The 26,643-nt window shown below is 65.8% G+C and carries 23 protein-coding genes and 1 tRNA gene; 8 read left to right on the forward strand and 16 right to left on the reverse strand.

Features of this window, described 5'->3' with window-relative positions; all coding sequences use genetic code 11:
• Nucleotides 1-150 precede the first annotated feature (150 nt).
• Nucleotides 151-900, reverse strand: a complete 750-nt coding sequence (locus HIM68_RS08680) for a sulfite exporter TauE/SafE family protein (protein WP_172171471.1) — start codon at nt 898-900, stop codon at nt 151-153.
• 76 nt (nt 901-976) lie between these two features.
• Here HIM68_RS08680 and HIM68_RS08685 point away from each other — a divergent pair, with 76 nt between their 5' ends.
• Entirely contained in the window at nt 977-1,744 is a 768-nt protein-coding gene (locus tag HIM68_RS08685) for a DUF1707 domain-containing protein (RefSeq protein ID WP_172171473.1), read from the forward strand.
• Nucleotides 1,745-1,857: 113 nt separating this feature from the next.
• Here HIM68_RS08685 and HIM68_RS08690 read toward each other — a convergent pair whose 3' ends face one another.
• The 6 genes from HIM68_RS08690 to HIM68_RS08715 form a co-directional block, all read right to left on the reverse strand.
• The gene (locus tag HIM68_RS08690; RefSeq protein WP_172171475.1) at nt 1,858-2,241 is read right to left on the reverse strand and encodes a DUF4440 domain-containing protein; all 384 of its coding nucleotides are present in this window, start codon (nt 2,239-2,241) and stop codon (nt 1,858-1,860) included.
• 202 nt (nt 2,242-2,443) lie between these two features.
• A complete protein-coding gene (groL, locus tag HIM68_RS08695) occupies nt 2,444-4,087 on the reverse strand; it encodes a chaperonin GroEL (RefSeq protein ID WP_039208485.1) in 1,644 nt (547 codons plus the stop codon).
• 553 nt (nt 4,088-4,640) lie between these two features.
• On the reverse strand, nt 4,641-4,844 hold the full coding sequence (locus HIM68_RS08700) for a cold-shock protein (RefSeq protein WP_025780447.1): 204 nt from the start codon (nt 4,842-4,844) through the stop codon (nt 4,641-4,643).
• Between the two features lie 449 nt (nt 4,845-5,293).
• The gene (locus HIM68_RS08705) at nt 5,294-5,857 is read right to left on the reverse strand and encodes a LytR C-terminal domain-containing protein (protein WP_172171477.1); all 564 of its coding nucleotides are present in this window, start codon (nt 5,855-5,857) and stop codon (nt 5,294-5,296) included.
• A 2-nt stretch (nt 5,858-5,859) separates the two neighbouring features.
• Nucleotides 5,860-6,126: a DUF3263 domain-containing protein gene (locus HIM68_RS08710; RefSeq protein WP_025780444.1), complete on the reverse strand. Its 267-nt coding sequence runs from the start codon at nt 6,124-6,126 to the stop codon at nt 5,860-5,862.
• Nucleotides 6,127-6,457: 331 nt separating this feature from the next.
• Nucleotides 6,458-7,924 carry an aldehyde dehydrogenase family protein gene (locus HIM68_RS08715; protein WP_139468152.1) on the reverse strand — a complete coding sequence of 489 codons (1,467 nt, stop codon included), beginning with the start codon at nt 7,922-7,924 and terminating at the stop codon, nt 6,458-6,460.
• Nucleotides 7,925-8,355: 431 nt separating this feature from the next.
• On the opposite strand from HIM68_RS08715, the gene HIM68_RS08720 reads away from it, so the two are divergent.
• On the forward strand, nt 8,356-9,057 hold the full coding sequence (locus HIM68_RS08720) for a uracil-DNA glycosylase (RefSeq protein WP_172171479.1): 702 nt from the start codon (nt 8,356-8,358) through the stop codon (nt 9,055-9,057).
• Between the two features lie 25 nt (nt 9,058-9,082).
• Here the strand turns inward: HIM68_RS08720 and HIM68_RS08725 are convergent, their stop codons facing one another.
• Together HIM68_RS08725 and HIM68_RS08730 are read right to left on the reverse strand one after the other, a co-directional pair.
• A complete protein-coding gene (locus HIM68_RS08725) occupies nt 9,083-10,990 on the reverse strand; it encodes a threonine/serine exporter family protein (protein WP_172171481.1) in 1,908 nt (635 codons plus the stop codon).
• Entirely contained in the window at nt 10,987-12,267 is a 1,281-nt protein-coding gene (locus tag HIM68_RS08730; RefSeq protein ID WP_172171483.1) for an amidohydrolase, read from the reverse strand. Before HIM68_RS08730 ends, HIM68_RS08725 begins: the two co-directional genes overlap by 4 nt.
• A 282-nt stretch (nt 12,268-12,549) precedes the next feature.
• Between HIM68_RS08730 and HIM68_RS08735 the strand changes: the two genes are divergently transcribed.
• Nucleotides 12,550-13,488, forward strand: coding sequence for an SGNH/GDSL hydrolase family protein (locus HIM68_RS08735; RefSeq protein ID WP_139468148.1), 939 nt, complete (start codon nt 12,550-12,552; stop codon nt 13,486-13,488).
• A complete protein-coding gene (locus tag HIM68_RS08740) occupies nt 13,485-14,249 on the forward strand; it encodes an alpha/beta hydrolase (RefSeq protein WP_172171485.1) in 765 nt (254 codons plus the stop codon). Before HIM68_RS08735 ends, HIM68_RS08740 begins: the two co-directional genes overlap by 4 nt.
• A gap of 9 nt (nt 14,250-14,258) precedes the next feature.
• Here the strand turns inward: HIM68_RS08740 and HIM68_RS08745 are convergent, their stop codons facing one another.
• From HIM68_RS08745 to HIM68_RS08755, 3 genes are read right to left on the reverse strand one after another with little or no spacing between them, the layout of a single operon-like run.
• Entirely contained in the window at nt 14,259-15,179 is a 921-nt protein-coding gene (locus HIM68_RS08745; RefSeq protein WP_172171487.1) for a tryptophan 2,3-dioxygenase, read from the reverse strand.
• A 17-nt stretch (nt 15,180-15,196) separates the two neighbouring features.
• Entirely contained in the window at nt 15,197-15,523 is a 327-nt protein-coding gene (locus HIM68_RS08750) for a protealysin inhibitor emfourin (RefSeq protein ID WP_172171489.1), read from the reverse strand.
• The gene (locus tag HIM68_RS08755; protein ID WP_172171491.1) at nt 15,520-16,644 is read right to left on the reverse strand and encodes a M4 family metallopeptidase; all 1,125 of its coding nucleotides are present in this window, start codon (nt 16,642-16,644) and stop codon (nt 15,520-15,522) included. The genes HIM68_RS08750 and HIM68_RS08755 overlap by 4 nt, the downstream gene beginning before the upstream one ends.
• Nucleotides 16,645-16,866: 222 nt before the next feature.
• On the opposite strand from HIM68_RS08755, the gene HIM68_RS08760 reads away from it, so the two are divergent.
• Nucleotides 16,867-17,502 (forward strand): transcriptional regulator, encoded by a 636-nt coding sequence (locus HIM68_RS08760; protein WP_172171493.1) that lies wholly within the window; start codon nt 16,867-16,869, stop codon nt 17,500-17,502.
• On the forward strand, nt 17,499-17,810 hold the full coding sequence (locus tag HIM68_RS08765; protein ID WP_172171495.1) for a hypothetical protein: 312 nt from the start codon (nt 17,499-17,501) through the stop codon (nt 17,808-17,810). Before HIM68_RS08760 ends, HIM68_RS08765 begins: the two co-directional genes overlap by 4 nt.
• Nucleotides 17,811-17,925: 115 nt before the next feature.
• On the opposite strand, the gene HIM68_RS08770 is transcribed toward HIM68_RS08765, so the two are convergent.
• Nucleotides 17,926-19,128 carry a low temperature requirement protein A gene (locus HIM68_RS08770; protein ID WP_216657047.1) on the reverse strand — a complete coding sequence of 401 codons (1,203 nt, stop codon included), beginning with the start codon at nt 19,126-19,128 and terminating at the stop codon, nt 17,926-17,928.
• A gap of 180 nt (nt 19,129-19,308) precedes the next feature.
• On the opposite strand from HIM68_RS08770, the gene HIM68_RS08775 reads away from it, so the two are divergent.
• Both HIM68_RS08775 and HIM68_RS08780 read left to right on the forward strand, forming a co-directional pair.
• Complete coding sequence (locus HIM68_RS08775) at nt 19,309-20,631, forward strand: MFS transporter (protein ID WP_172171497.1); 1,323 nt, start codon at nt 19,309-19,311, stop codon at nt 20,629-20,631.
• Between the two features lie 118 nt (nt 20,632-20,749).
• On the forward strand, nt 20,750-22,762 hold the full coding sequence (locus tag HIM68_RS08780) for an AarF/ABC1/UbiB kinase family protein (protein ID WP_172171499.1): 2,013 nt from the start codon (nt 20,750-20,752) through the stop codon (nt 22,760-22,762).
• A 282-nt stretch (nt 22,763-23,044) separates the two neighbouring features.
• Here HIM68_RS08780 and HIM68_RS08785 read toward each other — a convergent pair.
• The 3 genes from HIM68_RS08785 to HIM68_RS08795 all read right to left on the reverse strand — a co-directional run bounded on the left by HIM68_RS08785 (nt 23,045) and on the right by HIM68_RS08795 (nt 26,590).
• Nucleotides 23,045-23,120, reverse strand: a tRNA-Thr gene (locus HIM68_RS08785).
• Nucleotides 23,121-23,314: 194 nt separating this feature from the next.
• Nucleotides 23,315-24,175 (reverse strand): thioredoxin domain-containing protein, encoded by an 861-nt coding sequence (locus HIM68_RS08790; protein WP_172171501.1) that lies wholly within the window; start codon nt 24,173-24,175, stop codon nt 23,315-23,317.
• A 360-nt stretch (nt 24,176-24,535) separates the two neighbouring features.
• On the reverse strand, nt 24,536-26,590 hold the full coding sequence (locus HIM68_RS08795; RefSeq protein WP_172172101.1) for a serine/threonine-protein kinase: 2,055 nt from the start codon (nt 26,588-26,590) through the stop codon (nt 24,536-24,538).
• Nucleotides 26,591-26,643 lie beyond the last annotated feature (53 nt).

Raw genomic sequence — 26,643 nt, forward strand, 5'->3', positions numbered from 1 at the left:
TCTGCTCAGTCCCCGGCCGTCGATGACGGTTCAGACCCAGGCGGTCGAAGACCGGTGCATGCAGGTCACGCGACGCCGTTGCGCGCGGGTCATCGAACACCGTCGCTCGCCCAGTGCGCCACCGCCTCAGACGGCCAGTGCGCCACCGCCTCAGACGAGGGCCACGAGACCTTTGACCAAGGCCGCGATCCCGCCTCCGAAAGCGAGGACGAGCATCCCGATCCGCGCTGCGCCCACGTCGATATGGCGGGAGAGCCAATCGCCTCCGGCGAGGCCCGCCACAAGGACGAGCCCAAGTCCGATCCAGACTCCGAGCTCCAGGTGAGGCCAGGTCCCTCCGTCGATGATCACCTTCATCACCACCGCTGAGGCGGTCCCGACGACGAGGAAAGGCTGCAGGGTGGCCGCGAACGACCGTTGTTCCCAGTTCGTCAGCACAGCGTAGGCGCTCACCGCCGGTCCCCCGGCTCCTGCCGCGGCAGACATCGCCCCGGAGAAGAGACCGGCCGTCAGGCGTGTGCCGATGTTCGCGGGGATCGTCCGCCCCAGCTTCCCCAAGGTCAGTGAACTGATGAGGGAGACGATGATGAGTGCGCCGATGAGGATCTGCAGCGGCGGGGTCGGCATCGATGACGACAGGAGTGCGCCGGGGATGGTACCGATCACCGCGCCCAAGGAAAGATGCCGGAAAGGCGGCCATTCCACCTCTGCGAAGGTACGGACGAAGACGGAGAATGAGGCGACGATTCCGCAGATGTTGACGAGGATGACGCCGCTGAACGGATCGAGGAGGAGGACGAGGAAGGGACCGCTGACCAGGCCGAATCCCATCCCGGTGACGCGTTGGGACAATGCGCCGAGGAACACGGCGAAGAGGATGAGCACGACAACGGGTTCCACTCGGTCGAGTTTAGTCCAGCCCGATTCCCGGCTGATCCTCAGTCTCACCGCTGATCGCGGGGTTAGAGTATTCACCATGAATGCCAGTCCCCTCTGGTCGCGGTTCAGCGCAGATCCCCGCTCGTATGGGCGGGTCCGGGCCTCTGATGCCGACCGCGCGGTCGTCAGTGATGTCCTCTCGGAGGGTTATGCTCTCGGTCAGCTCGACGTTGTGGAGTTCGATGAACGCACCGAGGCGGCTGCGAAGATCAAGACGCTCGGTGAAGTCCCAGCGCTGATCGAGGACCTCGTCCTCGCCGATCCGGCCGAGGTCGAGCCTGGCAAGCTCGATGATGCGGGCCGTGCGCAGGCACTGGCTCGCCTCGAGGCAGAGCGGGTGCCGATCACGCCGGAGCAGATCGATGCAGCGGCGCAGAAGTACTACCGAGATCGGGTGCGTCGTGCACTGCTCGGTGCTTTCGCAGGGCCGGTCGGGATCGTGCTGGCGATCTGGGCGATCTCGTCGATCGCTTCTGGAGGGTTCATCTTCTTCTGGCCGATCTTCGTCATCATTCCCACGCTGCTCGGCGGACTGGGACACATCGCGCGCAAGGATGAGATCATCCGCAACCGGAAGAAGGAGCTCACCCGCAGAGCCCGGGCCCAGCTCGGTGATGCTGAGGCCAAACGACAGCTCGAGGAGGGTGAGCCTCCCGAGCGGGATTTTGAAGCGGACTTCGGTACGGGCCTGCAGCCGCCGCATCCGTCTCATCCGCCGTACTCTCCCGGACAGATCTCACGACGGGAAGAGCGGGACCGGCGCCGGTCGCATCGCCGCCATAACCGCGACAATCCCTGGGACTGAGGTTACGTTCCGGGTCTGGCAGGGTCTGGGCCTCTTCGGGCCCGGAAACTCCGTTTCCTACTCAGACCGGGCACGTCCGGAACCGTCTCAGGCAGGGAACGTCCGGAACTGTCTCAGACTTGGAAGATCCGGATCTGTCCGAACTCCTGTGCTTTGTGCGTGGTGAACCACATCGTGTGCGAGAAGTGCCGCAGGTCGTCGCCGTCGGCCTCGGCCTGCCAGTATCCCCACGCGGCCGCGGCTTTGCCGTGGGTGATCGCTGCTTCGAGGTGGCCGACCTCGTGAGAATGGCCGGACAACTTCAACAGCGCTTCGACGACGGCTTCTCGGCCCGTGTGGGTTTCGACGTCGGAAGGGTGAACGACCTGGAGCACGCAATCGTCGGCGATCACCTCGTTGAGTGCTTCTCTGTCGCCGTTGAAGAGATTCTCCTCGAACGTTGCAACGAAGACGTTCTTCGGACTGTTTCCGCGGGCGTCGGTTCCGGTGAAGGTCATGGACCCAGCCTATGCGGGCCCGAGCGGTGTCACAACGGGTCGGCGGGCCGCCTCGGCGATGATGGTCGCCGACGCACGACGAGCGGACACTTCCGCGTGAACGATCTGACCGTCGGGCCGGGACCCGAGAGTCCGAGCACGAAATCGGCCGTGCCGGCACCCTTGCGGGCACCGGCACGGCCGATCGAACAAGCGGTGGCTATCAGAAGCCCATGCCGCCCATTCCACCCATTCCGTCCATACCGGCAGCTGCGTCTGCACCTGCGGCGGCCTTTTCGGGCTTGTCGGCGACGACCGACTCGGTGGTGAGGAACAGACCGGCGATCGAGGCGGCGTTCTGCAGGGCAGAGCGGGTCACCTTGACCGGGTCGTTGATGCCGGCGGCCAGCAGGTCCTCGTACTCACCGGTGGCGGCGTTGAGACCGAATCCGGCTTCGAGGTTGGCGACCTTGTCGGCAACCACACCGGCTTCGAGGCCGGCGTTCGTGGCGATCTGCTTCAGCGGGGCTTCGATGGCAACCTTGACGATGTTGGCACCGGTGGCCTCGTCTCCCTCGAGTGCGAGGTCGGCGAATGCGGCCTTGCCAGCCTGGATGAGCGAGACGCCGCCACCGGCGACGATTCCCTCTTCCACAGCAGCCTTGGCATTGCGCACGGCATCTTCGATGCGGTGCTTGGTTTCCTTGAGCTCAACCTCGGTGGCGGCTCCGGCCTTGATGACTGCAACACCGCCGGCCAGCTTGGCCAGACGCTCCTGCAGCTTCTCACGGTCGTAGTCGGAGTCCGAGTTCTCGATCTCGGCGCGGATCTGAGCGACCCGTCCGGCGATCTCCTCGGCGTCTCCGGCGCCCTCGACGATGGTGGTCTCGTCCTTGGTGATGACGACCTTGCGGGCGGTGCCCAGCAGATCGGTGGTCACGCTGTCGAGCTTGAGCCCGACTTCCTCGGACACGACCTGGCCACCGGTGAGGATGGCGATGTCGGCGAGCTGAGCCTTGCGACGGTCACCGAAGCCCGGAGCCTTGACGGCCACGGACTTGAAGGTGCCCTTGAGCTTGTTCAGCACCAGGACGGCCAGGGCCTCGCCCTCGACGTCTTCGGCGATGATGAACAGCGGCTTGTTGGACTGCTGGACCTTCTCGAGGACGGGCAACAGGTCCTTCACGTTCGAGATCTTGGAGTTGACGATGAGGATGTAGGGATCCTCAAGGACAGCTTCCTGGCGATCGGTGTCGGTGACGAAGTAACCGGAGATGTAGCCCTTGTCGAAGCGCATACCCTCGGTCAGTTCGAGCTCGAGTCCGAAGGTGTTGGACTCCTCGACGGTGACGACGCCTTCCTTGCCGACCTTGTCGATGGCCTCGGCGATCAGTTCACCGATTGCGGGATCTCCGGCGGAGATGCCAGCGGTAGCGGCGATCTGTTCCTTGGTCTCGATGTCGATGGCGTTGTTCAGCAGGACGTTCGTGACGGCCTCAACGGCCTTCTCGATACCGCGCTTGAGGCTGAGCGGATCAGCACCGGCTGCCACGTTGCGCAGACCTTCGCGGACGAGAGCCTGTGCGAGCACGGTAGCGGTGGTGGTTCCGTCGCCTGCGACGTCATCAGTCTTCTTGGCGACTTCCTTGACGAGCTCGGCGCCGATCTTCTCGTAGGGGTCCTCGAGTTCGATCTCCTTGGCAATGGAGACGCCATCGTTGGTGATGGTAGGTGCGCCCCACTGCTTTTCGAGCACGACATTGCGACCGCGGGGTCCAAGGGTCACCTTGACCGCGTCCGCAAGCTGGTTGAGGCCAGCTTCGAGTCCTCGACGAGCTTCTTCGTCGAATGCAATCATCTTTGCCATAGTGGCTTAGATCCTCCCTGATGGAGTGGAGTGGGAATCCAGAGCAGTCGTCAACGCCCGCGACGGCAGAGAGTGTGTCCGCATGTTCCATTCCACATATGGACCACGCTCTCGAGACGACTGGTGGGAACCCATCGGTTTTCACCAGTACTAGATTTAGCACTCTCCCCATGCGAGTGCAAATGTTTGTCGCCCGCCAAGATGGGCGAGGGCAGTTCAGATCCGCGAGTTGTCGGCGCGCGATGGAGGCGCAGCGGGCAGTTCGGCCCAGCGCGAAACGCTTGGCGCAGGCCCGATTGCCCACGATTTCGAACAGCCCAGTTTAGGGCGAGTAGCCCTGTTTTCAACATGGGCTGCTCAACTCACACTGGGCTGAATCGAAGTCCAAGCGCACGGGTGCACCCGACGCGGCCCCCGCGCCCCGCGGGCACTGAAAAGCGCCGAGCAGTTGCCTGCTCGGCGCTTCCCCCGTGCGATTGGTGCCGGTCGGCCCGAAGGCCGTTCCGACTCCCCGCCGCAGCGGATCAGAAAACTGTGCTGACAGCAGCCAGTCTCAGAGGAGGGTGACGGACTCCGCCTGAGGACCCTTTTGTCCTTCTCCAACTTCGAACTGAACCTGCTGGCCCTCTTCGAGAGAGCGGTAGCCGTCCATCTGGATTGCGCTCCAGTGAACGAACACGTCCTGGTTGTCGCCTTCAAGGGTGATGAATCCATAGCCCTTTTCAGCGTTGAACCACTTGACGGTACCTTGTGCCATTACTTCTCCATACAGTGCAGTGCCATTGAAATCCCGCATCGCAGCCGCGATCAGATGACCCCACCCGAGATACGGAAGCTAGTAAAACTCAACTGACCCCGCGACTTCTCTCATTGACCTCTAGAGAATAATCTCGGTGAAGCACGAATAGAACACAAGGTGCTGTGCTTGCCTAGCTGTTGCAACTCTACCGCAGGCGCGCATCCCACCTAGAGCGGTTCAACACTGTTATAGATTCGTTACCTAAGGGTTTCTGCCCTGTTCACAGCGGGGATCGCGGCAAATGAAATCAGACCATTCGGTCAGGAATTCGCCGAGGCGGCCCACCGTCCCATGACCCGACCGCAACCAAGGAGCCCCGCCGTCTCATGCCCTCATCGCCGAGGCGGCCGAGGCCGAACCGATCCCGCCGACTCAGTCGCGCTGCCGCGCCGCCGAATCGCTTCGGATCACTCCGAGTCCCCGCCTCCACTGGGTTCGGGTCCGCGATCGGCGATGTCCGAACAGATGACGACCGTGATGTCGGCTTCGAAGTCGGACGAGGCCTCCGTGGCGGAGACTCCCAGCGACTTGGCGACGAGCTTGGCCTGGGACGCGTTCTCCTCGCCGTTGTAGTACACGGTCGAATCAGAGAGATTCGTCGAGTAGTTGCCGACCTGCCCGAGCTTCCAGCCCTTCTCTTCGACAGCCTCGGAGAACTTCTTCGCTGCACCGGAGACGCCGGAGCCGTTGAGCACGTCGACGGTGATCGAATCGTCCGCGACGCTGACTTCGCTCTCACTCGGTGAGGGTTCGGCCGACGCCGATTCGGAGGCCGGAGGGTCGGCGATCTTCGACTCGGGGTTGCCCATCGAAGAGAAGATGATGTTGATGGCGGCCACGACCAGCAGGACAGCGACCAGGGCGAGGATGATGACCAGCGAGATGGCACCGATGTTCGACGACGCCGCGGACTCCTGTCGATGGGCACCGCTACGCCGGCCGGGCTCGATCTCGTCGAATTCGTCGGTCATGTCTACCTCGAGACGCGGGCTTGGGCGCGTTCGCTCTGCCGCGTGCTGCGGATTCGGCGAAGGCGCTTGACCAGCATGGGGTCGCTGGCCAGAGCTGCAGGGTTGTCGAGAAGCGAGTTGAGGATCTGGAAGTAGCTGGTGGCTGACATGTCGAAGCGCTCACGGATCGCGTGGTCCTTGGCGCCTCCGTATTTCCACCACCGCCGCTCGAACTCCAAAACGGCCACCTCGAGCTCGCTCAGTTCTGAGGTGTCGTCGTTCGGCGGCATAGAGGTTGTGCTCCTTCGAGAGGTGTCTGTGCTTCTATCCTATCGCCGGATCGGCGGTACCGAAATTTCCGGCGCGCCGCCGAGGCTGTGAGGTCGATCCCGACCGGGGCACGGCTCGTGGGACGGCAACTCGCACATGCCCGGCGGCGGCTGCGCGGGCAACTGCATCATCCCGCCGCACGGCACCGGATCGGTGACCGTGTCGACGGGGTGAAGGGAACGACCTGCGCCGAGGCGGGGCCGCCTCGGCGAACCGGGTGACCCGATCACGAGGATCGGATCGACCCCACATTCGACCGCAAGAGCAGGGCCGCCTCGGCGGGGAAAAGGATCAGCGGATGCGGATGTTGACCTGCTTGATCTGGGTGAATCCTTCGAGCATGCCTTCCAGCGATGCCTCTCGCCCGAATCCGGAGGTCTTCATGCCGCCGTAAGACTGGCCGGCCAGCTGGCCGCCGCCCTGGTTGACCTGAACCCAGCCGGATTCGATCCGGTTGGCCATGGTCAGGGCCGCGTCGACGTCCTTGGTGAAGACGAAGGCCGCGAGTCCGAAGTCGGAGTCGTTGGCCATGTCGATGACCTCGTCGATGTCCTTCCACGGGATGACCGAGAGGACGGGGCCGAAGATCTCTTCACGGCTGGTCTGCCAGTCGTTCTTCGCCTTCGAGAAGATCACGGGAGCGTGGTAGAAGCCGGGTTCGCCGACTTCCAGCGAATCGGAGCCGTCGTAGGCGATCTCGACGCCGTCCATCGACTTGCCCATCTCGATGTAGCTGGCGACCTGGTCGTACTGCTTCTCGTTGATGATGCAGCCGATGTCGGTGGACTCATCGCGGGGGTCGCCGACCTTCATCTTCGACACCGCGTCGACGAGCTTGGACAGGAAATCGTCGTAGATGTCCTCGTGGAGGAACAGACGCGACCCCATGGTGCACGACTGGCCCTGGCGGGCGAAGCGGGTCGACAGCAGCACCTGCTCGAGGGTGTCGTCGTCGTTCGAATCCGGGAAGATGATGTTCGGGGACTTGCCGCCGAGTTCCATCGACGAATGCGCGAGACGGCCACCGGCCACCTCGGCGACGTGACGGCCGACGCTCGTCGATCCGGTGAACGAGACCTTGTCGACGTCGGGGTGGACGTTGAGGGCCTCACCGATGACCGAGCCCTTGCCGGTGACGACGTTGAGCACACCGGCGGGCAGGATGTCGGCGATGATCTCGGCCATCTTGAGGATGGTCAGCGGTGCATCCTCGGCGCATTTTAGGACGATCGTGTTGCCGGCGGCGATCGCGGCGGGGGTCTTGAAGGCGGCGATCATCAGCGGCGAGTTCCACGGCAGAATGCCGGCGACGACACCCAGCGGCACACGCTTGGTGTACTGGAGCTGCTTGTCTCCGGCGGGCAGGGTGTTGCCCTTGACCTCACCGGCGACGCCGCCCATGTAGCGGAACAGGTCGGCCAGGGTGATCGTCTCCGGGCGAGCCTGGGTGCGGATCGCGTTGCCGGTGTCGAGAGCAGTCAGCTGGGCGAGTTCCTCCGAGGCGGCTTCGAGCGCATCGGCGCAGGCCAGAAGCTTCTTCTGGCGTTCCTTGAACGGCAGGGCCGCCCACTCGGGGAAGGCCTTCCGTGCGGCCTGGACGGCACGGTCGGCGTCGGCCTCTTTGCCGTTGGGCACCTTGGCGATGACGACGTTGCGGTCGATCGGGGTGATGACATCGGTGGTGTCGCCGTCAGCGGCATCGACCCATTCTCCGCCGATGAGCATCTTCCAGTTCTTGGCCTCTGGGAATTCCGACATTTCGGTCCTTTCGTTCAACGATGAACTCCTTAGGCCGAGCATAACGCGTGGCGCTGAACGGCAATACACCGGTTCGGTAGGCGATCGCGCACACCCGATCTGCGCTCCGTGCACATGCGCGCAGGTCGATTCCCACCCTCGCCGAGACGGTGCCGACGTTATCGTCCGCCTCTCCCGAGGCGGTGCCGGTGTTCGCAAAGCTCGCCCTTCCCGCGTCTGCGCGGTGAATGGAGGATTGTTGGGTCGATCCACGGTGATATCGGTGAGGAAACCACCGTGGATCGACCCAACAATGACGTCCGTGGCGTCTTCCCGCCCCCGCTTCCCTCCGCTGGCGACAGCACCGCCGTTCCTGCTCCGTCCATTCCTTGGCAGCTGACGCCACTGTCCCAGCGCGACCTCGTCCGCCGAGCATCGCTACACTCGTGCCCATGACGTCGACGCCCCCGCTGACAGAGATCATGTCCCCCGATTGGGCGAACGCCCTGACCGGAGTGGAAGAGCGCATCCACTCGATGGGCGACTTCCTCCGCGACGAGATCGCCGCCGGTCGCGCCTACCTGCCCTCCGGGGACTTCGTCTTCCGCGCCTTCGCCGAACCGCTGTCCGAGGTCAAGGTACTCATCGTCGGCCAGGACCCTTATCCGACGCCCGGCCACGCCATCGGCCTGTCATTCGCCGTCGACCCCGATGTCCGTCCCCTGCCGCGGTCGCTGGGCAACATCTACAAGGAACTCGAGTCCGACCTCGGGATTCCGCCGGCCGCGCACGGGGACCTGCGCGCCTGGTCACGCCAGGGAGTCATGCTGCTCAACCGCGCCCTCACCGTCTCCCCCGGCGAACCCGCCTCCCACCGCGGCAAAGGCTGGGAGGAGATCACGGAACGGGCAATCACCGCGCTGATCGAACGCGATCAGCCGCTTGTTGCGATCCTCTGGGGCCGCGACGCCCGGAACCTCGCTCCCCTGTTGACATCAGGAACCGCCGAGGTGGCCATCATCGAATCCGCGCATCCCTCACCTCTGTCGGCACGGCGGGGATTCCTCGGTTCCCGACCGTTCTCGCGCACGAATGAATTGCTCGCCCAGAAGGGCATCGACCCGATCGACTGGGCCCTGCCGGATCAGGTCTGAGTCCGGGACCCGATCTGAGCCCGGATCAGATCTGAATCGGACCGGTATCGGCCTCGTCCGAGGCGTCCGCTTCTCCGGTCTCGCCCGATTGAGCCTTCTCTACCCCGGCCCCGCTCGACTGAGCCTTCGGTCCTCCGGTCCCACTCGACTGGGTCTTCGCGCCACCGGGCTGCACCGGTTCGATGACAGAGGTCGACGTCTCGCCGCTGCGCACCTCTTCGACCTTCTCCTCAGCCGAGCTCTGACTCTTGAGGTTCTTCAGCGGCAGCGCCAGATAGCTGCCGAGCACAGCGCCGACAGCGAGCGCCGCATTCGCCAGGATCGCGGTGAACAGCGAGGACAGACCCACAGCGAAGGAGACGTTCTCCGATTCCGACGCGATCTGATAGACAGCGGTGAAGATCGACAGCCCCTGCAGCAGGGTGTAGATGCCGGGAATCATCAGCACGATCGCCGGCGCTCCCAGCCGCAGCGCCAGCGGCCGCGACAGGAAACCGGTGACGGTGGCCGCCAGCAGACTGGCAAGCACATTGTCGATGTCCAACAGCGTCAGCGACATCATCGTGATGTGCGAAGCGAGGCCGACGAGCGCCGCCGGCAGGATGAATCGGCGCCTGGCCGACATGGCCACCGCACCGGACATCGCCACCACGGACGCCGCGACCATCGACAAGATCGCCGTGACCACATGCGGGCTCGTCTTCGGCACGAGCACCTCGATGTGGCTGAGCCCGATGGCCTGACCGCACACGATTCCCAGGGCGATTCCGGAGACGATGCCGGCCAGGGTCATGAACACCCCGACCACCCGCCCGGCGGCGGTCAGCGGGAAGTTCGTCAGCGCATCCTGAACCGCCGAATACAGCGACTGCGTCGGCAGCAGCAGGACGATTCCGGCAGCCACGAGGTACTGCGGTGAGGCGATGATACCGACGTCGCCGGCGATGGTGGCGATGAGAGTCGCCGAGGCGGCCTGCAGCGCCGTGATGAAGAACGACGGCAGGTGGGTGCGTCCGAGCAGTTTGCCGAACTGGAAAACGACGATCGCCATCGTGATGCCCAGGGGAATCGCGATCGGGCCTCCCCCGAGCAGCAGGACGAGGGCACCGACCATGAAGCCCCAGGCACCAGTGGTGAACCATTCGGGGAACGGTCGCCGCTGCGTGCGTATCGCGTCGAGACGACTGCGTGCCTCATGGAATTCCAAACGCCCGTCGACGAGGTCGGTGACGAGCTTGTGCACAGAGGCGAGCTTCGCGAAATGCGTGGACTCACCGCGGTTGACCCGCATCACCGTCAGCAGACGTCCGTCCGAAGTCGAATAGTGCACGACGAGCGTGTTCGATGTCAGATCGACCTCGACGGTGGCCAGACCGCACGCGGTGCACGCGGCGATGACGGAGACCTCGACATCGCTCGTGCCGGCACCGGCGCGCATCATCATCGCCGCGATATCGGCGGCGAGGTCGAGGATCATCCGGGCTTCGTCTTCGCTCGGCTCGTTCGCCTGGACGGGCGCCTGGTACGGGGTGCCCTTGAGCGCGGTGACGATCGGCACCGGCTGCGTGTTCTCCGTCGTACCGGAGACGAGTTTGCCGACGGTACGCCGGGCGACCTTCTGGGCGATGCGCTGAGACGCACCGAGGTGGTCGGTGCGGGACTTCGACCGCCCGCCGCTGCGCTCGGCCTTCGCCGCCTTCGCCGCAGCGGCCTTGGCGAGATCTTCAGGCTGGGGTTCCGGTGAGGAGTCCCGCAGTTCGGCTAGCCGCTGCAGGCGGGTGCGTTCGAGCAGTTCGCGCAGGGCCTGGGATCCGGCCTCCGGGTTGCCGCCGGAGGTCGGGGCCGGGGACGAACCTCGGACAGGGCCCGGCTCGGCCGGATCCTCGACCCGAACCTCGGTGGTGGTGGCGTCTTCGAGTTCTCTGTCGCTCACGGCTCGCTGATGAGTGTCGGGCCGAGTGGGTCGGCGATGTACGCGGTTCCTGAGGCGGCGTCGTAGTCGAAGACGCGACGGCCGGAGACGAAGACGGTCTCGGCGCGGGAGTTCAGATCGAGCGGATCGCCGGACCAGATGACGATATCGGCGTCGCGGCCCACAGCCAGGGAACCGAGGCGGTCGTCGAGGCCGAAGATCGCGGCCGGGTTGATCGTCAGCGCTTCGATCGCGACGGTCGGGTCGAGTCCTTCCTTCACGGCCAGGGAGGCTTCGTGGATGAGGAAGTTGATCGGGATGACCGGATGGTCGGTGGTCAGCGCGATGCGCACTCCCGCCTCGGCGAGGGAGGCCGCGGTGGCCAGGGTGCGGTCGCGCAGTTCGACCTTCGATCGGGAGGTCATCAGGGGGCCGAGGATGACGTCGATGCCCTTGGCGGCGATGAAATCGGCGATCTTGTGGCCTTCGGTCCCGTGGTTGATGACGAGGCGGTAGCCGAATTCCTCGGACAGGCGGATGGCGGTGGCGATATCGTCGGCGCGGTGGCAGTGCTGGTCCCATGCGAGCTTGCCGTCGAGGACGTCGGCCAGGGTCTCCTTGACCAGGTCGCGGTCGAACGGGGTGCCATCGGCGTCGGCTTGCGCACGTTTGGCCTGGTAGTTCCGCGCTTCGACGAAGGCGTCGCGGATGATCTTGACGGTGCCCATCCTCGTTGATGGGGTGACCTTCTTCTCTCCGTATACGCGTTTCGGGTTCTCGCCGAGTGCGGACTTCACGGACAGATCCTGCGTCACGAGCATCTCGTCGACGATCCGACCCCAGGTCTTGAGGAAAGCGGTGCGACCGCCGATGGGATTGCCGGAACCGGGTTTGATGAGCGCCGAGGTGACACCCCCACGCAGGGCATCCTTGAATCCGAGATCGGTGGGATCGATGCTGTCGAGCGCGCGCAGGCCCGCCCCGTTGGGATCGGTCATCTCGTTCGTATCGTCACCGGACCAGCCTTCACCGTCCTCATGGACGCCGAGGTGGCCGTGGGCTTCGATGAAACCGGGCAGGACCCAGCGTCCACCGGCATCGATGACCTCGGTGTCCGCTGGGAGGGAGGACGTGTCGACGGAGCCGGGGGCCACCTCGGTGATGCGGCCGTCCCTGACCGTCAGCGTGCCGGTTTCGATCGCCTCGGCGCGGTTCCCGGAGGCATCGGCCACGGGCACGATCCGCGCGTTCGTGATGACGAAATCTGTGGCTGCGGGGACCGGGACTGACCGATACATTCTGCTCCTAGCGAGGGGGTCGGCGACGACGTCGGGCTGCGGTGTCGAGTCTACGCCACTCGATGATTCCACTCGGTGACCTCGGGGCCCTTCGCCGCGTTTGCGCACGACCTCCGCCAAGGCGAGTTCCCGCCCTCTTCCCCTCCCAATTACTACCTGACGGCGGCCCAGCAACCTCGCGCGAGGTTGCTGGGCCGCCGTCAGGTAGTTCTGGGGCGGACGGGTCCGTGTCAGTCCCGGCGTATAGTCTGGATGAATCGCACGAAGAGAGAAGGATCCCTGATGCTTGAGCCGATCACCTCATACGTCGCAATCGGAGACTCGTTCAGTGAGGGTCTGATGGATCCCGACCCACGGGTCGAGGATCGGTACCGCGGCTGGACCGACCGGCTCGCGCTCATGCTCACCGAATCGTCGGTGGGCAGCACGGACTTGTCCTATGCCAATCTGGCCATCCGAGGTCGTCTGCTCGACCGCATCGTCGATGACCAGGTGCCGCAGGTGCTCGAGATGAAGCCGGACCTCGTGAGCCTGTGCGCCGGCGGCAATGACTGCCTGCGTCCGAAGGCCGATATCGATGCCCTGGCCGCGAAGTTCGAACGCGCCGTGATCGCGATGCGTGAGGCCGGCATCGAGGTGCTCATGTGCAACGGCTTCGATACCGAGTTCAGCACCCCGCTCATCCGTGCGGTGCGTCCGCGCGTGGGAATCTACAACGCCCACCTGTGGTCGATCGCGCAGCGGCACGGCTGCCATATGGTCGACCTGTGGGGGCTGCGTTCGCTCTACGCCGCGGAGATGTGGGCCGACGACCGCATCCACCTGTCGACGAAGGGCCACCATCTCGTCGCCGAGCAGGCTCTGGCGACCCTGGAGAGCGGCCGCTCCCTGCCGGTGAAGGGCTTCGGCGTTCCCGCTCGTCCGACGCGGGCGATCCGCGAGGTGATGAGCGAGGAGTCGCGGTGGGCCCGTGAGTACCTGGCCCCGTGGGTCGGTCGCCGGCTGCGCGGGCAGTCCTCAGGCGACACTCTGGACCCGAAGCTGGCGGAGCTCACCCGCGTCCGCGACCTCGTCGAACGCTCGCGTGAGGTCGATCGCGCCCGGGAGAACGGTGAGACAGGCGCCGCCGGCGAAGCGGGCGCTGCCGACCGGACCGGCTCGGGCGAAACTCACACAGGTGGAACCGGTGAGGTGAACGCACCTCGGGGTACCGAAGGATGAGCGTCGAGTCCGTGCGCATTCCCGAACTCGCCGCCGCCGGGACCGACGTGGCTCCGTCCTTCCGGCACGCCTACGGGGACTCCCCCGAGCAGTTCGTCGAGGTCTATGGTGACCCGGCGACCGCCTCGGCGACGGTCATCTTCGTCCACGGAGGCTACTTCCGCCCCCGCACCGATCTGTCCCATGCCCGACCGTTGGCTCGGGCACTGGCCGAGTCGGGAGTGCTCGTCGCTTCCGTCGAGTACCGCAGACTCGGCGGGCAGCCGCTCCTGCTCGACGATGTCACCGCGGCCATCGAATCGGTGTGTGCCGAACTGCCGCGCTGGGGCGTGAGCGAACGAGCACAGGGCAATATCATCGTCTCGGGCCATTCGGCCGGTGGCTGCCTCGTCCTCGCCTGGGCTTCGCACCTGCCCGACGGGGGTCCGCGGATCCGTCTGCGTCCTCTGGCACCGGTGACCGATCTGCTGCGGGAAGTCGAGGACAACCTCGGCGATGGAGCAGTCCTCGACTATATGGGCGTACGGCCCGAGCACGATCTGGAAGCCTACCTGCGCCACGATCCGCGCTCACGGGCCGCCCTCATCCCGGCACGCGTCGACGTGCATTCGATCCACGGGGATGCCGATGCCACCGTCAACGTCGAATTCTCCCGTGTCTTCCCCGCCGCCCTGACCGAGCTGCCGGGCGCGAACCATGCCGATGTCATCGACCCAGACTCCCCGTTCTTCCCGCAGGTGAGGAACCTGCTGCTCGGCTGAAGGTGCTTCTCAGATCCCTTCGGGGCTGATTCCGGGGCCGTTCTCGATTCCGGTGCGGATGTCGAAGAGCTCGGGGAAGAACGTGAGATCGAGCGCCTTCTGCAGGAATCCGACTCCGCTCGAACCGCCCGTACCGCGTTTCATGCCGATGATCCGCAACACGGTGCGCATGTGTCGGTAGCGCCAGATCTGGAAGTTCTCCTCGAGATCGACGAGCTCTTCGCAGCTCTCGTATTCCTGCCAGTACTTCTGCGGGTTCTCGTAGATGATGCGGAAGACATCGGACAGTTCCTCATCGAAGGTATGGGCGACCGATTTGTCTCGGTCGAGGAGCCGCTGCGGCACCGGAAGACCGCGCCGGGCCAGGCAGGCGAGGAACTCGTCGTAGATGCTCGGTTCCTCGAGGTACTGCTCCAGGGCCGCACGCGCCTCGGGCTCACCGTCGAAGACCGGGAGCATGGCCCGATTCTTGTTGCCGAGCAGGAACTCCACGGCCCGGTACTGCCAGGACTGGAAGCCGGAAGCACGGCCGAGCTGATCGCGGAACCCGACATATTCGCTCGGCGTCAGCGTCGCGAGGACAGACCACTGCTCGGTCAGGGTCTTCTGGATGTGTTTGACGCGGGCGATGCGCTTGAGCGCGGTCTGCAGCTCATCGGCGGCGATGAGGCGCCGGGCGTCGAGGAGTTCGTGGATGACGAGCCGGAACCACAGCTCCGTGGTCTGGTGCTGGATGATGAAGAGCAGCTCGTCGTGGTGTTCGGGACTGCTGACTGGATGCTGGGCTCCGAGGAGCCGGTCGAGGTCGAGATACGACCCGTATGTCATCGACTCCCTGAGGTCGGTGTGGACCCCGGCTTCGAGGTCGCGTTCGTTCTTCTCGGCCGTCGTCCGAGCGTCGCTGCCCGGGTCATGGTTGGTGTCGGTCATGACCTCCAGCATAAGGGTCAGCCGGGTTGCCGCCTCTGCGGTTCGGCGACTTCCCGGACGTCATCGACCAGCTGCTTCCACTCCGGCGGCATCTGAGACTCGCCGAAGCGGACTCGCCCGTACCGGCTCTCGATGAGGTAGGCGAATCGGTCGGCCCCCGTCGTCTGCGGCGAATCATCCTTCTGCCCGCTGTCGGACCAGGGAAGTTCGGCGATGCGCGGACCGAGGTCATCGCGTCGGGTGCTTGCGTCGATGTCGACTTCCCAGACGAGCAGCATCCCGCCGATCCCGCCCGAGCGTTCCACGAGCAGATGCCCGAACCCATCGGCAGGCTGCTCGTTCACCAGCTGCTCCCCTGGTTTCCACGGGCCGAACCGGCGTGGGAGATGCCCACGGTTTCCCATCCGGACACGATCGCATCGTGAACGTCGGATCCGGCTCCGAACTGGTCGGCCGCCTCGGCGATGGTGAGCTCTGCGAACTCCGCGAATTCGGTGCGCTGCGTGATCTCGGCCCCTGTGAGGACGGAGTACCAGACCTGTCCGACGCTTTCCCAGGCCGGGCCGCCCACGGCGATGGCGGCGAGCGCGAAGGCCCGGTTCGGGATCCCGGAGTTGAGGTGGACCCCGCCGTTGTCGGAATCGGTGGTGACGAAGTCATCCATATGCGCAGGCTGCGGGTCCTTGCCGAGGACGTCGTCGTCATAAGCCGTGCCGGGTTCGATCATGGAGCGCAGGGCACGACCGGTCACCTCGGGGGTGAAGATTCCGGAGCCGATGAGCCAGTCGGCATCCTCGGCATTCTGCCCGGCGTCGTGCTGTTGGGTCAGGGCGCCGAAGACATCGGCGCAGTGCTCGTTGAGCGCTCCCGGCTGGCCGAAGTATTCGAGGTCGGCGGTGTGGCTGATGACGCCGTGCGAGAGTTCATGGCCGATGATCGACAGCGAGCCGGTGAACCCGGTGAACACTTCGTCGTCGCCGTCGCCGAAGACCATGAGGCGGCCGTCGAAGAAGGCGTTGTCGTAGTCCTTGCCGTAGTGGACGCTGGCCATGAGCGGCATTCCCGCGCCGTCGAGCGAATCGCGTCCGAACACCTCGGAGAACAGAGCATACGAAGCACCGAGCCCGTCATAGGCTTCGTTGACCGGCTCATCGTCGACGGGCTCTTCGCCCTCGGAGCGGACGAGTTCGCCGGGCAGCACCTCGGTGTTCTGAGCATCGTGGACGAGACGCTGCAGTCCTGCAGGAGCGGGTGCGGCGAGCGCGGATTCGTCTCTGCCGAGATCGGCCGGTGGGGTATAGCGCAGCCCGGCCAGGCGCAGGTTCCGGCAGCTCTCATCGGACATCCGGCAGCTTGCCGCGGCGGCCGCGGCCTTCGGGAATCGCTCGGTGCCGCGCTCGGCGATCGCATCGAGAAGGTAGGGCGGGACGACACTGTGAAATGGGACGACGCTCTGAGAGACCATGACTCCAGCGTGCCACTTTCAGCGACGAACCGATAGGGCCGCGTTACGTGCGACCTCGAACCGATAGGGAGCCCGGCATATCCGCACCGGACTCCGGCACATCTGCGCCGGGCTCCGGCGTTCAGCCCGATCGACCTGGCCGCGTCGAGGCCTCAGCCGATGACCTGAACACAATCCAAAGAAAGTATTGCAAAGATTTCTTTGCAGGCGTATCTTTGCATTATGAGCGAGGACACCGGACACGACGCCACTCACGAGATCACCCACCCCGACGGCGTCCGCGAGATCAGCACCTCGGCCCTCAAGGGCCTGGCCCATCCCCTGCGGATGGCGATCTACGACGCGCTGTCGACGCAGGGCCCGCAGACGGCGACGGGCCTGGCCAAGCGCCTCGGCGAATCATCCGGGGCAACGAGCTACCACCTGCGTCAGCTCGCTCGGCACCAGCTCATCCGCGAGGTCGAGGGCGAACGGAGCGGGCGAGAGAAGTGGTGGGAGAGGATTCCCGGGGCCATGAAGGTGCCGGGCCCCGAACGCGACCTCGACCCGTCGGCACGGACCGCCTCGTCCTACGTCAACCGAGAGTTCGTGCGCAATGCGCAGCGCAACTTCGAACACTTCATCGATGCCGCCTATGACGGCCAGCGGATGCCGAAGTCGTGGATCGAAGCCGCGGTCAGCGAGACGAGCAATCTGCGCCTGACCAAGGAACAGCTCGCCGAGATCGCCGCCGAGTACGAGAGAACCACCATGGCCTTCATCAACAAGTATCGCGGCCGCAATGATCCGGGCTCCCGCCCGGTGCAGATCCAGTTCTACGCCTTCCCCCTGACCGATGGAGAGGAAACCCCATCATGAGCACGCTCACCGCACCCATCCGCCCTCCCCTGAACGGCATCGGCACTGCCGACGGCAGGGCATCTCACCAGCGCCGCATCGTCGAACGCACCATCACCGTGACCAGGGAGTTCGTCGTCGACAGCGGCGAGGACACCCGCGCCAGGGCATCCGGCCTCGAGGGTCTGGTCCTGCGCCTGGCGCTGTGGCTCATTGAGCGTCGCCGCGTCCGGGCCCTGCACGTGCAGGTCGACTCCGCGGAGATGTCACGTCGGGTCGACCACGCCAAACAGAGGCACATCGACCGCTATCACGGTCTGCCGTTCTGACGAGGGCGCAGATCGGACCGGCACTCCCGTTCTGTTGCACGTGGTCGCGCGAACTCCTCCCCCGGCCCGCGCGAACTCCTCCCCCGGCCCGCGCGCACCCGTCAGCGGAGCACGATCACCGCACGACCGCCTCGGCGCCGGTCCTGCCGTTGTCATCGAGCGGAGGGAACACGACGAGGGTGATGACGATGATGACCATGAAGAATGTGGTGAGGAAAGTCGGGACCGGGATGATCGGGTCGAGGAGGACGAGCAGTGCGCAGGCCGGGACGACGGTGTTGACGACGGCATTGGCGTTGGCGCGGATGGCGACCACCCATACCCCGAGGACGAACACCACGATCGGCACTGAGACCGTGAACGTCGCCAGCACCGGATTCAGAGCGCTGGCACCGAGCTGGGAATCGGCCTCCACGCCGACCCCGGCCGAGAACGCACCGGCGGCGGCGAAGATGAAGTAGTGGCCGTAGCCGTATCTGAGCGATCCGCCGAGGCTGCCGATCGCCCGGTGATGCGGCGGCCAGAAGTAGATCCACCACATCGCCGCAGTGACGATGAGGCAGAGGACGCCCAGTGAGATCAGCGGGACGATATCCTCGACTTCGCCCAACGCGTCGAAGACGGTGTTCGCCGAGGCCAGGAGGCTCTCGCCGAGGACGATGATCGTGAAGCAGCCATAGCGTTCGGTGATGTGGTGCGGGTGCCACGGAGTCTTGCCGCGGGCTTCGGCGATGACCGGCACAGCCACCTCGGCGAGGATGAGCACCACGAGGCCCACGGACCGGATCATGGAGTCGTCGATGGCCAGCCACATCACCCACAGGATCTGGGCCAGGCCGATACCGGCCGCGTAGATGATCGTCGTCCACCGTGCGGCCCCGGCACCGCGAGAGGCCCGCAGCCATTGGGAGATCATGATGATGCGCATGAGCACGTAGCCGCCGATGAGCAGCCGGTAGTCCTCGTTCTCGAAGACGGGGCCGATGCCGGCGGCGAGGATGAGGACCCCGCCCATCTGCACGATCGTGAGCACTCGGTAGAGCCAGTCGTCGGTGTCGAAGGAGGTCGCGAACCACGTGAAGTTCATCCACGCCCACCAGATCCCGAAGAACACGACCAGGTAGTTGACCACCCCATCGCCGAGGCGGCCCTCCGTGATCGTGTCATGCAGGTGTGAGGACGCGATCGAGACGGCGATGACGAAGACGAGGTCGAAGAAGAGTTCGAGCGTGCTGGCTGCCCGCCCCTCTTCACCCGGATCGCGCGGACGCATCGGACTGAGGCGGAACCGTGGTGCGGCTGAGTGCTGTGCGGTCATGGGATCCTCACCGGTCGGATTGAGTGCTCGCACATTCTATGGCCGTCCGGCCGACTCCGGCACCCCGCTGCGCTGGCCGAACACCCGCCGAACCGGCCCGCCCGGTTTTCCGCATACCCGCAGCCGCTCTCACCTCGGACTCCGCGAACGCCTCGGCCCCGCCTCAACTAAACTTGCCACGTGCTCAAACCCATCCTGTGGCCGGTGCTCGTGCCGTTCGCCCTCTTCGCCGTCGGCCTGGGTGCGATCATGCCGATCCTCGTGCTCGGGGCGCTCTCGCTGGGCTCGACGCAGGCGTTTGCCGCAGCCATCGTCGGCATCATGGGGGCCGTGTCGCTCATGGCCACGGTGCCGGCCGGGATCCTCATCGACCGCCTCGGCGATTTCCGGGCCATGTTCGTGGCCACGTGCGCGGCGATCATCGTGCTCGGTTCCATCGTCACCGCCTTCATCTGGGATTCGCCGTATTCGCTGCTCGTCTACACGGTCGCGCTCATGGTCTTCGGCCCGGTCTCCGATGTGTGGAGCCTGGCCAGACAGGCCGTCGTCGCCGAGGTGATGCCGCCGGCCGACCTCGCGAAGGCGATGACTGCGCTCGGCGGCACGCAGCGGGTCGGCAACCTCGTCGGGCCGATGATCGGCGCCGGCCTCATGCTCGTCTTCCCGATTTGGTCCGTGTTCGTCTTCTCCGGCCTCACCGCCGTCGCCGCGATCGCGATCATGACCCTGCCGATCGCCCAGATCCCCGGCTTCGACGACTATCCCCACCGCCCCGAGGCGGCCCCGACTTCATGTGCGGACGATCCCTCACCCACCGAGGCGGCCCACCCCACCGAGGCGAACGATCCGGCACACGGTGACGTAGCCCCTCCTCGGCGGAGGAAGAAGGATCGCCGGCCGCCGCTGGACGTGCGGTGGAAATCGGTCATCCTCACCGGCGTCACGATCATCGCGCTGGCGGCCGCCCGCGCCGCCCAGCCGGTCGTCGTCCAGCTGTGGGGCGTCGAGATCGGTCTGCACAAGTCGTCGATCTCGCTGATCATAGCCTTCGGCGCCGGACTCGAACTCATCGTCATGTTCCTCGGCGCGTACATCAAGGATCATCTCGGCCGGGTCGCAACGCTCGTCGCGTGTCTGTCCATCTTCGGCACCGGGTTCGTCATCATGGTCGCGAAACCGGATCTCGCCGGGATGGTCATCGCCGCCGCGGTCATGGCCTTCGGCAACGGCCTCGGCGCGGGTGTGAACATGACGATCGGAGCGGACCTCTCCCCCGCGGTCGGACGGCCGCGGTTCCTCGGCATCTGGGCGATCTTCAACAACGGCGGCAAGCTCGGCGGGCCGACGCTGCTGTCCCTCATCATCACCGTGACCACCCTGCGCTTCGGGGTGCTCTTCCCGGGACTGCTCGCCTTCCTCGGTGCAGTGTGGATCCTCATCTGGGCCCGTCAGGTAGGCCTGCCCGGAAGGCGGAGGCGCCTCGATCCGCCGCGCACGGACTGACTCGACGGACTAGGCTGGAGATGACCGAATCGACGATGTTCGGCTGACAGCCCGAAGCTGAAGGCCCACAGCGGCCGGCCCACAGCTGAGAGTCCGAACAGGATCAGGAGAGTCATCGATGGAAGCATTGGACGTCGGCGGATATGTGCTGGTGAGCCTCGCCGCACTCGTCTTCCTCTTCCTCCAGTCATGGTTCGCCGCCACCGTGGTCCGTCGCGTCGTCGGCGTCCCCACCGGCTGGCCACGCACTCTGGCCGTCGGTCTCGTCATGAGCGCCGTCGTGGCCGTGACCGTCCAGTACCTCTACCGGGCCGGCACCGGGCAGAACGTCGACGGGCTCGACGTCTCCCCCGGAGTGGCGGTGCTGTTCATGGTGCTCGCCCTCGGTTGGATCTTCGCTCTGGGCGTCGGTGCCCTCGTCATGCTCGAAGCGGCCTTCCCGACCGGGTCCCTGCCGAGCCCTCAGTCGCTGTTCTTCGGGTGGAAATCCCGTCGTCGCCGCGGCCGCCGCTACGCCCAGGTCGTGTCCATCGCCGTGCGGCACGGGCTCGGCTCACAGCTGCGCGGCTTCGGAGGGGATTCGCCTGGTCGCGACGTCAAGACCGCGCGAGCGCTCAAGGAATCCCTCGCCGAGGCGGGGGTGACCTTCGTCAAGCTAGGACAGATGCTCTCCACCCGCAGAGACATCCTCCCGCCGGTGTTCGTCCGTGAGCTCGAAACCCTCCAGACCCAGGTCACGCCCGAGCCCTGGTCGGTCATCGAACCGGCCATCGCCGAGCGGCTCGGTCGACCGATCGGAGAGGTTTTCGCACGGATCGGCTCCACGCCGCTGGCGGCCGCCTCGGTGGCACAGGTCCATGAGGCGACCCTGCTCGACGGCACGGAAGTCATCGTCAAGGTGCAGCGGCCGAAGGCGCTCAATCAGGTCACTCAGGATCTCGACATCATCCTGCGGTTGGCGGGTTGGCTGAACAAAACCACAACCTGGGGCAGGGATCTGGGTGTGCAGTCACTGGCCGCAGGTTTCGCGAACACGCTCGAGGAGGAACTCGACTATCGGATCGAGCTGGACAATATGGCCAGCATCGAGAACTCCCTCAAACGGTCGGGGAAGTTCGACGTCACAGTTCCACACGGCTACCCGGGCCTCAGCGGCGAACGCCTGCTGGTCATGGATCGGCTGCCCGGACAGCCGGTCTCACGGGCGGGGGCGCTGCTGACCGGGCTCAGTCATGCCGAGCGGTCCCGGTTGGCGACCACACTGTTGGGTGCCACGCTCGAGCAGATCATCGGTGATGGGATCTTCCACGCCGATCTGCATGCCGGCAATATCTTCATCACTCCCGAGGGGAAGCTGGGGCTGCTCGACTTCGGTGCGGTCGGCCGACTCGATCCGGGCACACAGACCTCACTGGGACTCATGCTCTACTCGATCGACCAGAACGACAGCGCCGGGGCCACCGACGCCCTCTTCGAACTCCTCGGACGTCCCGACGGGCTCAACGATCGGGAGGTCGAACGAGCCGTCGGCGAACTCCTGCTGCGCTACGGCGGCGGCACCCGTGCGGCGCAGGGTCAGAAGCTCTTCGACGACCTGTTCAATCTCGTGCTCGCGCACCGGTTCTCCGTGCCGGCGCCGATCAGCGCCGCATTCCGGGCGATGGCCTCCGTGGAGGGTGCGCTGCTGACGATCGATCCGCACTTCGATGTCGTCGCCGTGTCCCGGCAGGAGGGCAACAGGCTCGTGCGGTCGAAGCTCAAGGGCACGAAGATCACCGATGAGCTGCAGCGTCGGGCCCTGCAGCTGATGCCGATGATCGACCGCATGCCGCGCCGGATCAACAAGATCACCGAGGACCTCGAACACGGCCGGTTCTCGATGAACATGCGCGTGCTCGAGAATCCCTCCGACCGCAGCTTCCTCACCAGTCTGTTTCAGCAGCTCATCGTCGCCGTCCTCGCCGGAGCCGCCGTGGTGGGAGCGATCATGCTCATCACCAGCGATGAGGGTCCGCTGCTGACGAAGGACATCCACCTGTACTCGTTCTTCGGCTTCGTGCTGCTCTTCGGCGGCTTCGTGCTGAGCATGCGCTCCCTCATGCTCGTGTTCCGACGCGACGGCCAGACCTAGCCGGTCGCCCGGCGGCTCGCCTCCGCCACTCGACCGCAGCGCTCGGCCACTCGCCTCCGCTGCCTCGTTCAAGGCTGAGCGCACTTTTCGCGCCATGTACGAATCGATAGCCGCGCTCCGTCTTGAACGAGAGATGTTTGCGCTTGAACGAGAAGCTTGTGCTTGAACGAGCGCGGCCAAGGCCCGTCGCCCGCAGCAGCGCAGATCCCAGCCACGGCACGGCCCGGGTATGAAGAAGCCCCGCGTTCCGCTAGTTCTAGCGGTTCGCGGGGCTTTCCCGAGTGGAGCCCCCTGTCAGACTCGAACTGACGACCTTCGCTTTACAAGAGCGGTGCTCTACCAACTGAGCTAAGGAGGCGTGGTGCGCACCGAGCGTGCGCGCCTACACGATAGTAGTCCATGGCCGGGTCCGGCCACAAAACCGCGGGGACGACGAAGGCCGGGCCCCACCTCGGCGGGGTCCGGCCTTCATTCGTGCACTGCCGGACCGAGCGCTGCCCCGGACGATGTCCGGTCCAGCCTCGGACAGGAACCGATCAGGTCCTCAGGGACTCAGCCCTTGAACTCTCCGGTGGCCTTGAGGATCTCGGTGGCCAGAGCCTGCGAGTCGCTGGTCTTGTCGGTGCGCTTGCCGTTGATGAGCACCCACGGGGTGGCTTCGACACCGTCGTCCAGAGCGGTCTGGCTCGACTGTTCGACGAACTTGTCGAAGGTGCGGTCCGTGACGCAGGACTTCACGGTCTGCTCGGGATCGGCCTTGAGCTTCTTCGAGGTGTCGACGCCGGCGTCCTCGGCCACCTTGAGCAGCTCCTCATCGGTGCGGCCCTCGCTGCCTTCCTCCGGCTGCTGAGCGTAGAGTGCGTCGAACAGGTCCATGGCGACCTCGGGCTGGCTGTCGACGACACAGGCGGCGAGGTTGGCGGCGCGGGTGGAGTACTCGTTGCCGCTGGACATGCGGTCGAGGAACGACACCGGCTTGTAGTTGACGACGATCGACCCCTCATTGGCGAGCTTACGCAGCATACTCGCATTGCCTTCCTCGAAGGCCTTGCACCCGGGGCACTGGAAGTCGAGGTAGACGGTGACCGTGGCGGCACCCTTCTTCGCACCCTCCTCGGTCGGAGCCGGCAGATCCGATTCCTCGCCTTCGGGCATCTTCAGCGGCTGCACGAGCGTGTTGTCCTTGCCCACGGTGATTCCGTCGGAGACATAGTTCGAGGGGCTGACAGCGGGCTTGCTCTGCTGGAATACGAGCACACCGACCACGGCGAGCACGGCGACGACGACCACTGCGATCCCGGTGTACAGGATCGTCTTCGCCGTCTTCTCCTTCTTCGCCTGATTCGCCGCGATCTGGCGGGCGTTCTCGCGTGCGCGGTTCCGCTTGTCGTCCGCGGAGTTGTTCTTCGCCATTGTTCCTCACGTTGGATCGTCTGACATCGGTGCGGCCTGAGGCCCGAACGGTGCGGGACGGCTTCCGCGACCCGACGGCACCACTGTACCGAAACAGGTGCTGCGCCGACTCCCAGAAACATTCAAGGTTCAACTACAACGTTCAACTACCTCGGGCTCTTCCGGCTATCAGTACGGATCGAATCGCGCGATCACACGGTTGAACAGTGCCCAGGTGCCCACGTGCCCAGGCGCACGACCGCCCAGGCGCCCTGGCGCACGATCACCCAGGTGCACTCTCACATTCCCGCCCGCGCCGGACCAACCCGCCCACGACCGGCCAACCGACCCGCACCAGACCGAACAGTCAGTCCGACCTGCTCACACCGGTCCGGGCAGGTAGTCGAAGGGGTTGATCGTCAGCGGCCACCAGGACATGGCCGCCCCCGACTGGATGACCATGACGGCGAGGATGACGAGCAGCGCGATCACCGCCAAGGCGATGAGGCGGCCGAGCTGATTTCGAGTGGCTCCAGAGACGAGCAGACGTGAGCCGAAGCGCAGGCTCGAGGCTCCCGGCCCGACCCACAGCACCAGCGAACCCGCGGCGCCGGCCGCCCACACCGACCATTGTTCGGACGACCCGCTGGGCACGATCCCGGCGATGTCGAGCCGGGTGAGCACGAGCGCGGCGGCGGCCGCGATCGCCGGCAGGATGAGCGAGGCCACCGAGGTCAGGATCGAGGCCAGCACGGCCCCCGGCGCCGAGGCGAGCGCTCGGAAGAATCCGCCCGAATCCGTTCCGCGGTCGAACCGGTACCGCTGGACCTTCCGGTCCAGACGTGTGCCGGTGCGGGCGAGCACCGACCAGATCAGCGCAACGACGCTGACGACCAGCGGGCCGAGCGGCATGACGGCGACGGCCAGGGCGACGAGTCCGAAGACGACCCAGCCGCCCGACTGCACTCGTCGGTACCCCATCGGCGTCCACGGCTGACCGCCGGGCTGCATCTGCTGACCGCCCTGCTGCGTCGGCTGGCCGCCGGGCCCCACGTGCTGGCCGCCGGGACCGGACTGGTCTCCCCACTGTCCCTGGGCAACCTGGCCATGCTGTCCGCCGGGACCGTTCGGTCCGACGAGGTTCTGTCCGTGACCGGGTTGGACGAAGCCGGAACGGCCGAGGTCAGCACCTGCCATCGGGGAGCCCGGGCCCGCTTGGATGCCGCCGTTGGGGTTGCTGATCGGCGGTGCGGTCGCCTGGTGCGGCGGCTGCCCGTGCATCTGCCCGGGACCGTAGCCCGCTCCCTGGTTGGACCCGACACCATGACCGGACCCGGCATGATTGGTCGGTCGGCTGGATCCGGGGTACTGCGGCTGCCCGCTGCCGGAAGGGCCGGCTCCCGGGTACCCCGTGCCCGCAAAGTCTCCCCGCTGACCACCCTGACCAGCAGAGCCGCCGTACCCGGCCGCACCCCCGAGCGCTGCCCCCGCGGCCCCGGCACCGCCAAGACCGGCACCACCAAGACCGGCACCGCCGTGACCGCTGCCGCCGTCGTCGACGGCAGGCATGACCGCGGTGCCGCTCGATGTCCGCTGCGGGCCACCCGAGCTGGCCCCGCCGCTGGGACCGGAACCGAGCTGCGGCATCCGCCCGGACTCGATGTCGACGAGAGCGTCGAGGATCATCTGCCCCGACGGACGACGTTCGGGTTTCGGGTCGAGGCAGGCGGAGATGAGCGGAGCGAAGTTCTTCGGCGCCCCGTCGAGGTCGAATTTGCCCATGGCCACACGACCGAGCACGGCTTCCAAGGGTCCGGAGCCATAGGGGTTGCGGCCGGTGGCGGCGAACGCCATGGTCGCGGCCCATCCCCACCAGTCGGTCTTCTCACTCGACGTCTTGCCGTCGGCGATCTCCGGGGAGAGATAGCCGGGGGTGCCCATGACCAGCCCGGTGGCGGTCACGCGCACTTCGTCGGCGACCTGGGCGATGCCGAAGTCGATGACCATCGGCTCACCGTCCATGATCATCACATTGGCGGGTTTGAGGTCGCGGTGGATGACGCCGGCATCGTGGACGGCGTTGAGAGCGTCGAGGAGGGCGTGGCCGAAGTGGACGAGCTCATCCTCGGCGAAGGGGCCGTTGTCGCGGACATCATCGGACAGGGTCTGCCCGTCGACGAATTCGGTGATGATGAACGGCTGCGCGGAATCGAGTTCGGCGTCGAGCACCTCGGCGATGCGGGGATGGCGGATCCGGCGCAGGGTGCGGGTTTCGCGGGCCAGACGCTTCCTGGCGGTCTCGTCATTGGCGATATGCGGATGGAGGACCTTGACCGCGACCGGGTTGTTTCCGCCGTCGACACCGAGGTAGACGACACCCATGCCGCCCGAGCCGAGCTCCTCGATGAGGCGGTAGCCTCCCAGTTCCTGATCCATCACCTGGCCAAGCCTAGTCGAGCGAGTACAGTTCATTCCAAGGACCGACACAG

The sequence above is a fragment of the Brevibacterium sp. CT2-23B genome (genome assembly GCF_013168765.1).
Lineage (GTDB): Bacteria > Actinomycetota > Actinomycetes > Actinomycetales > Brevibacteriaceae > Brevibacterium > Brevibacterium sediminis.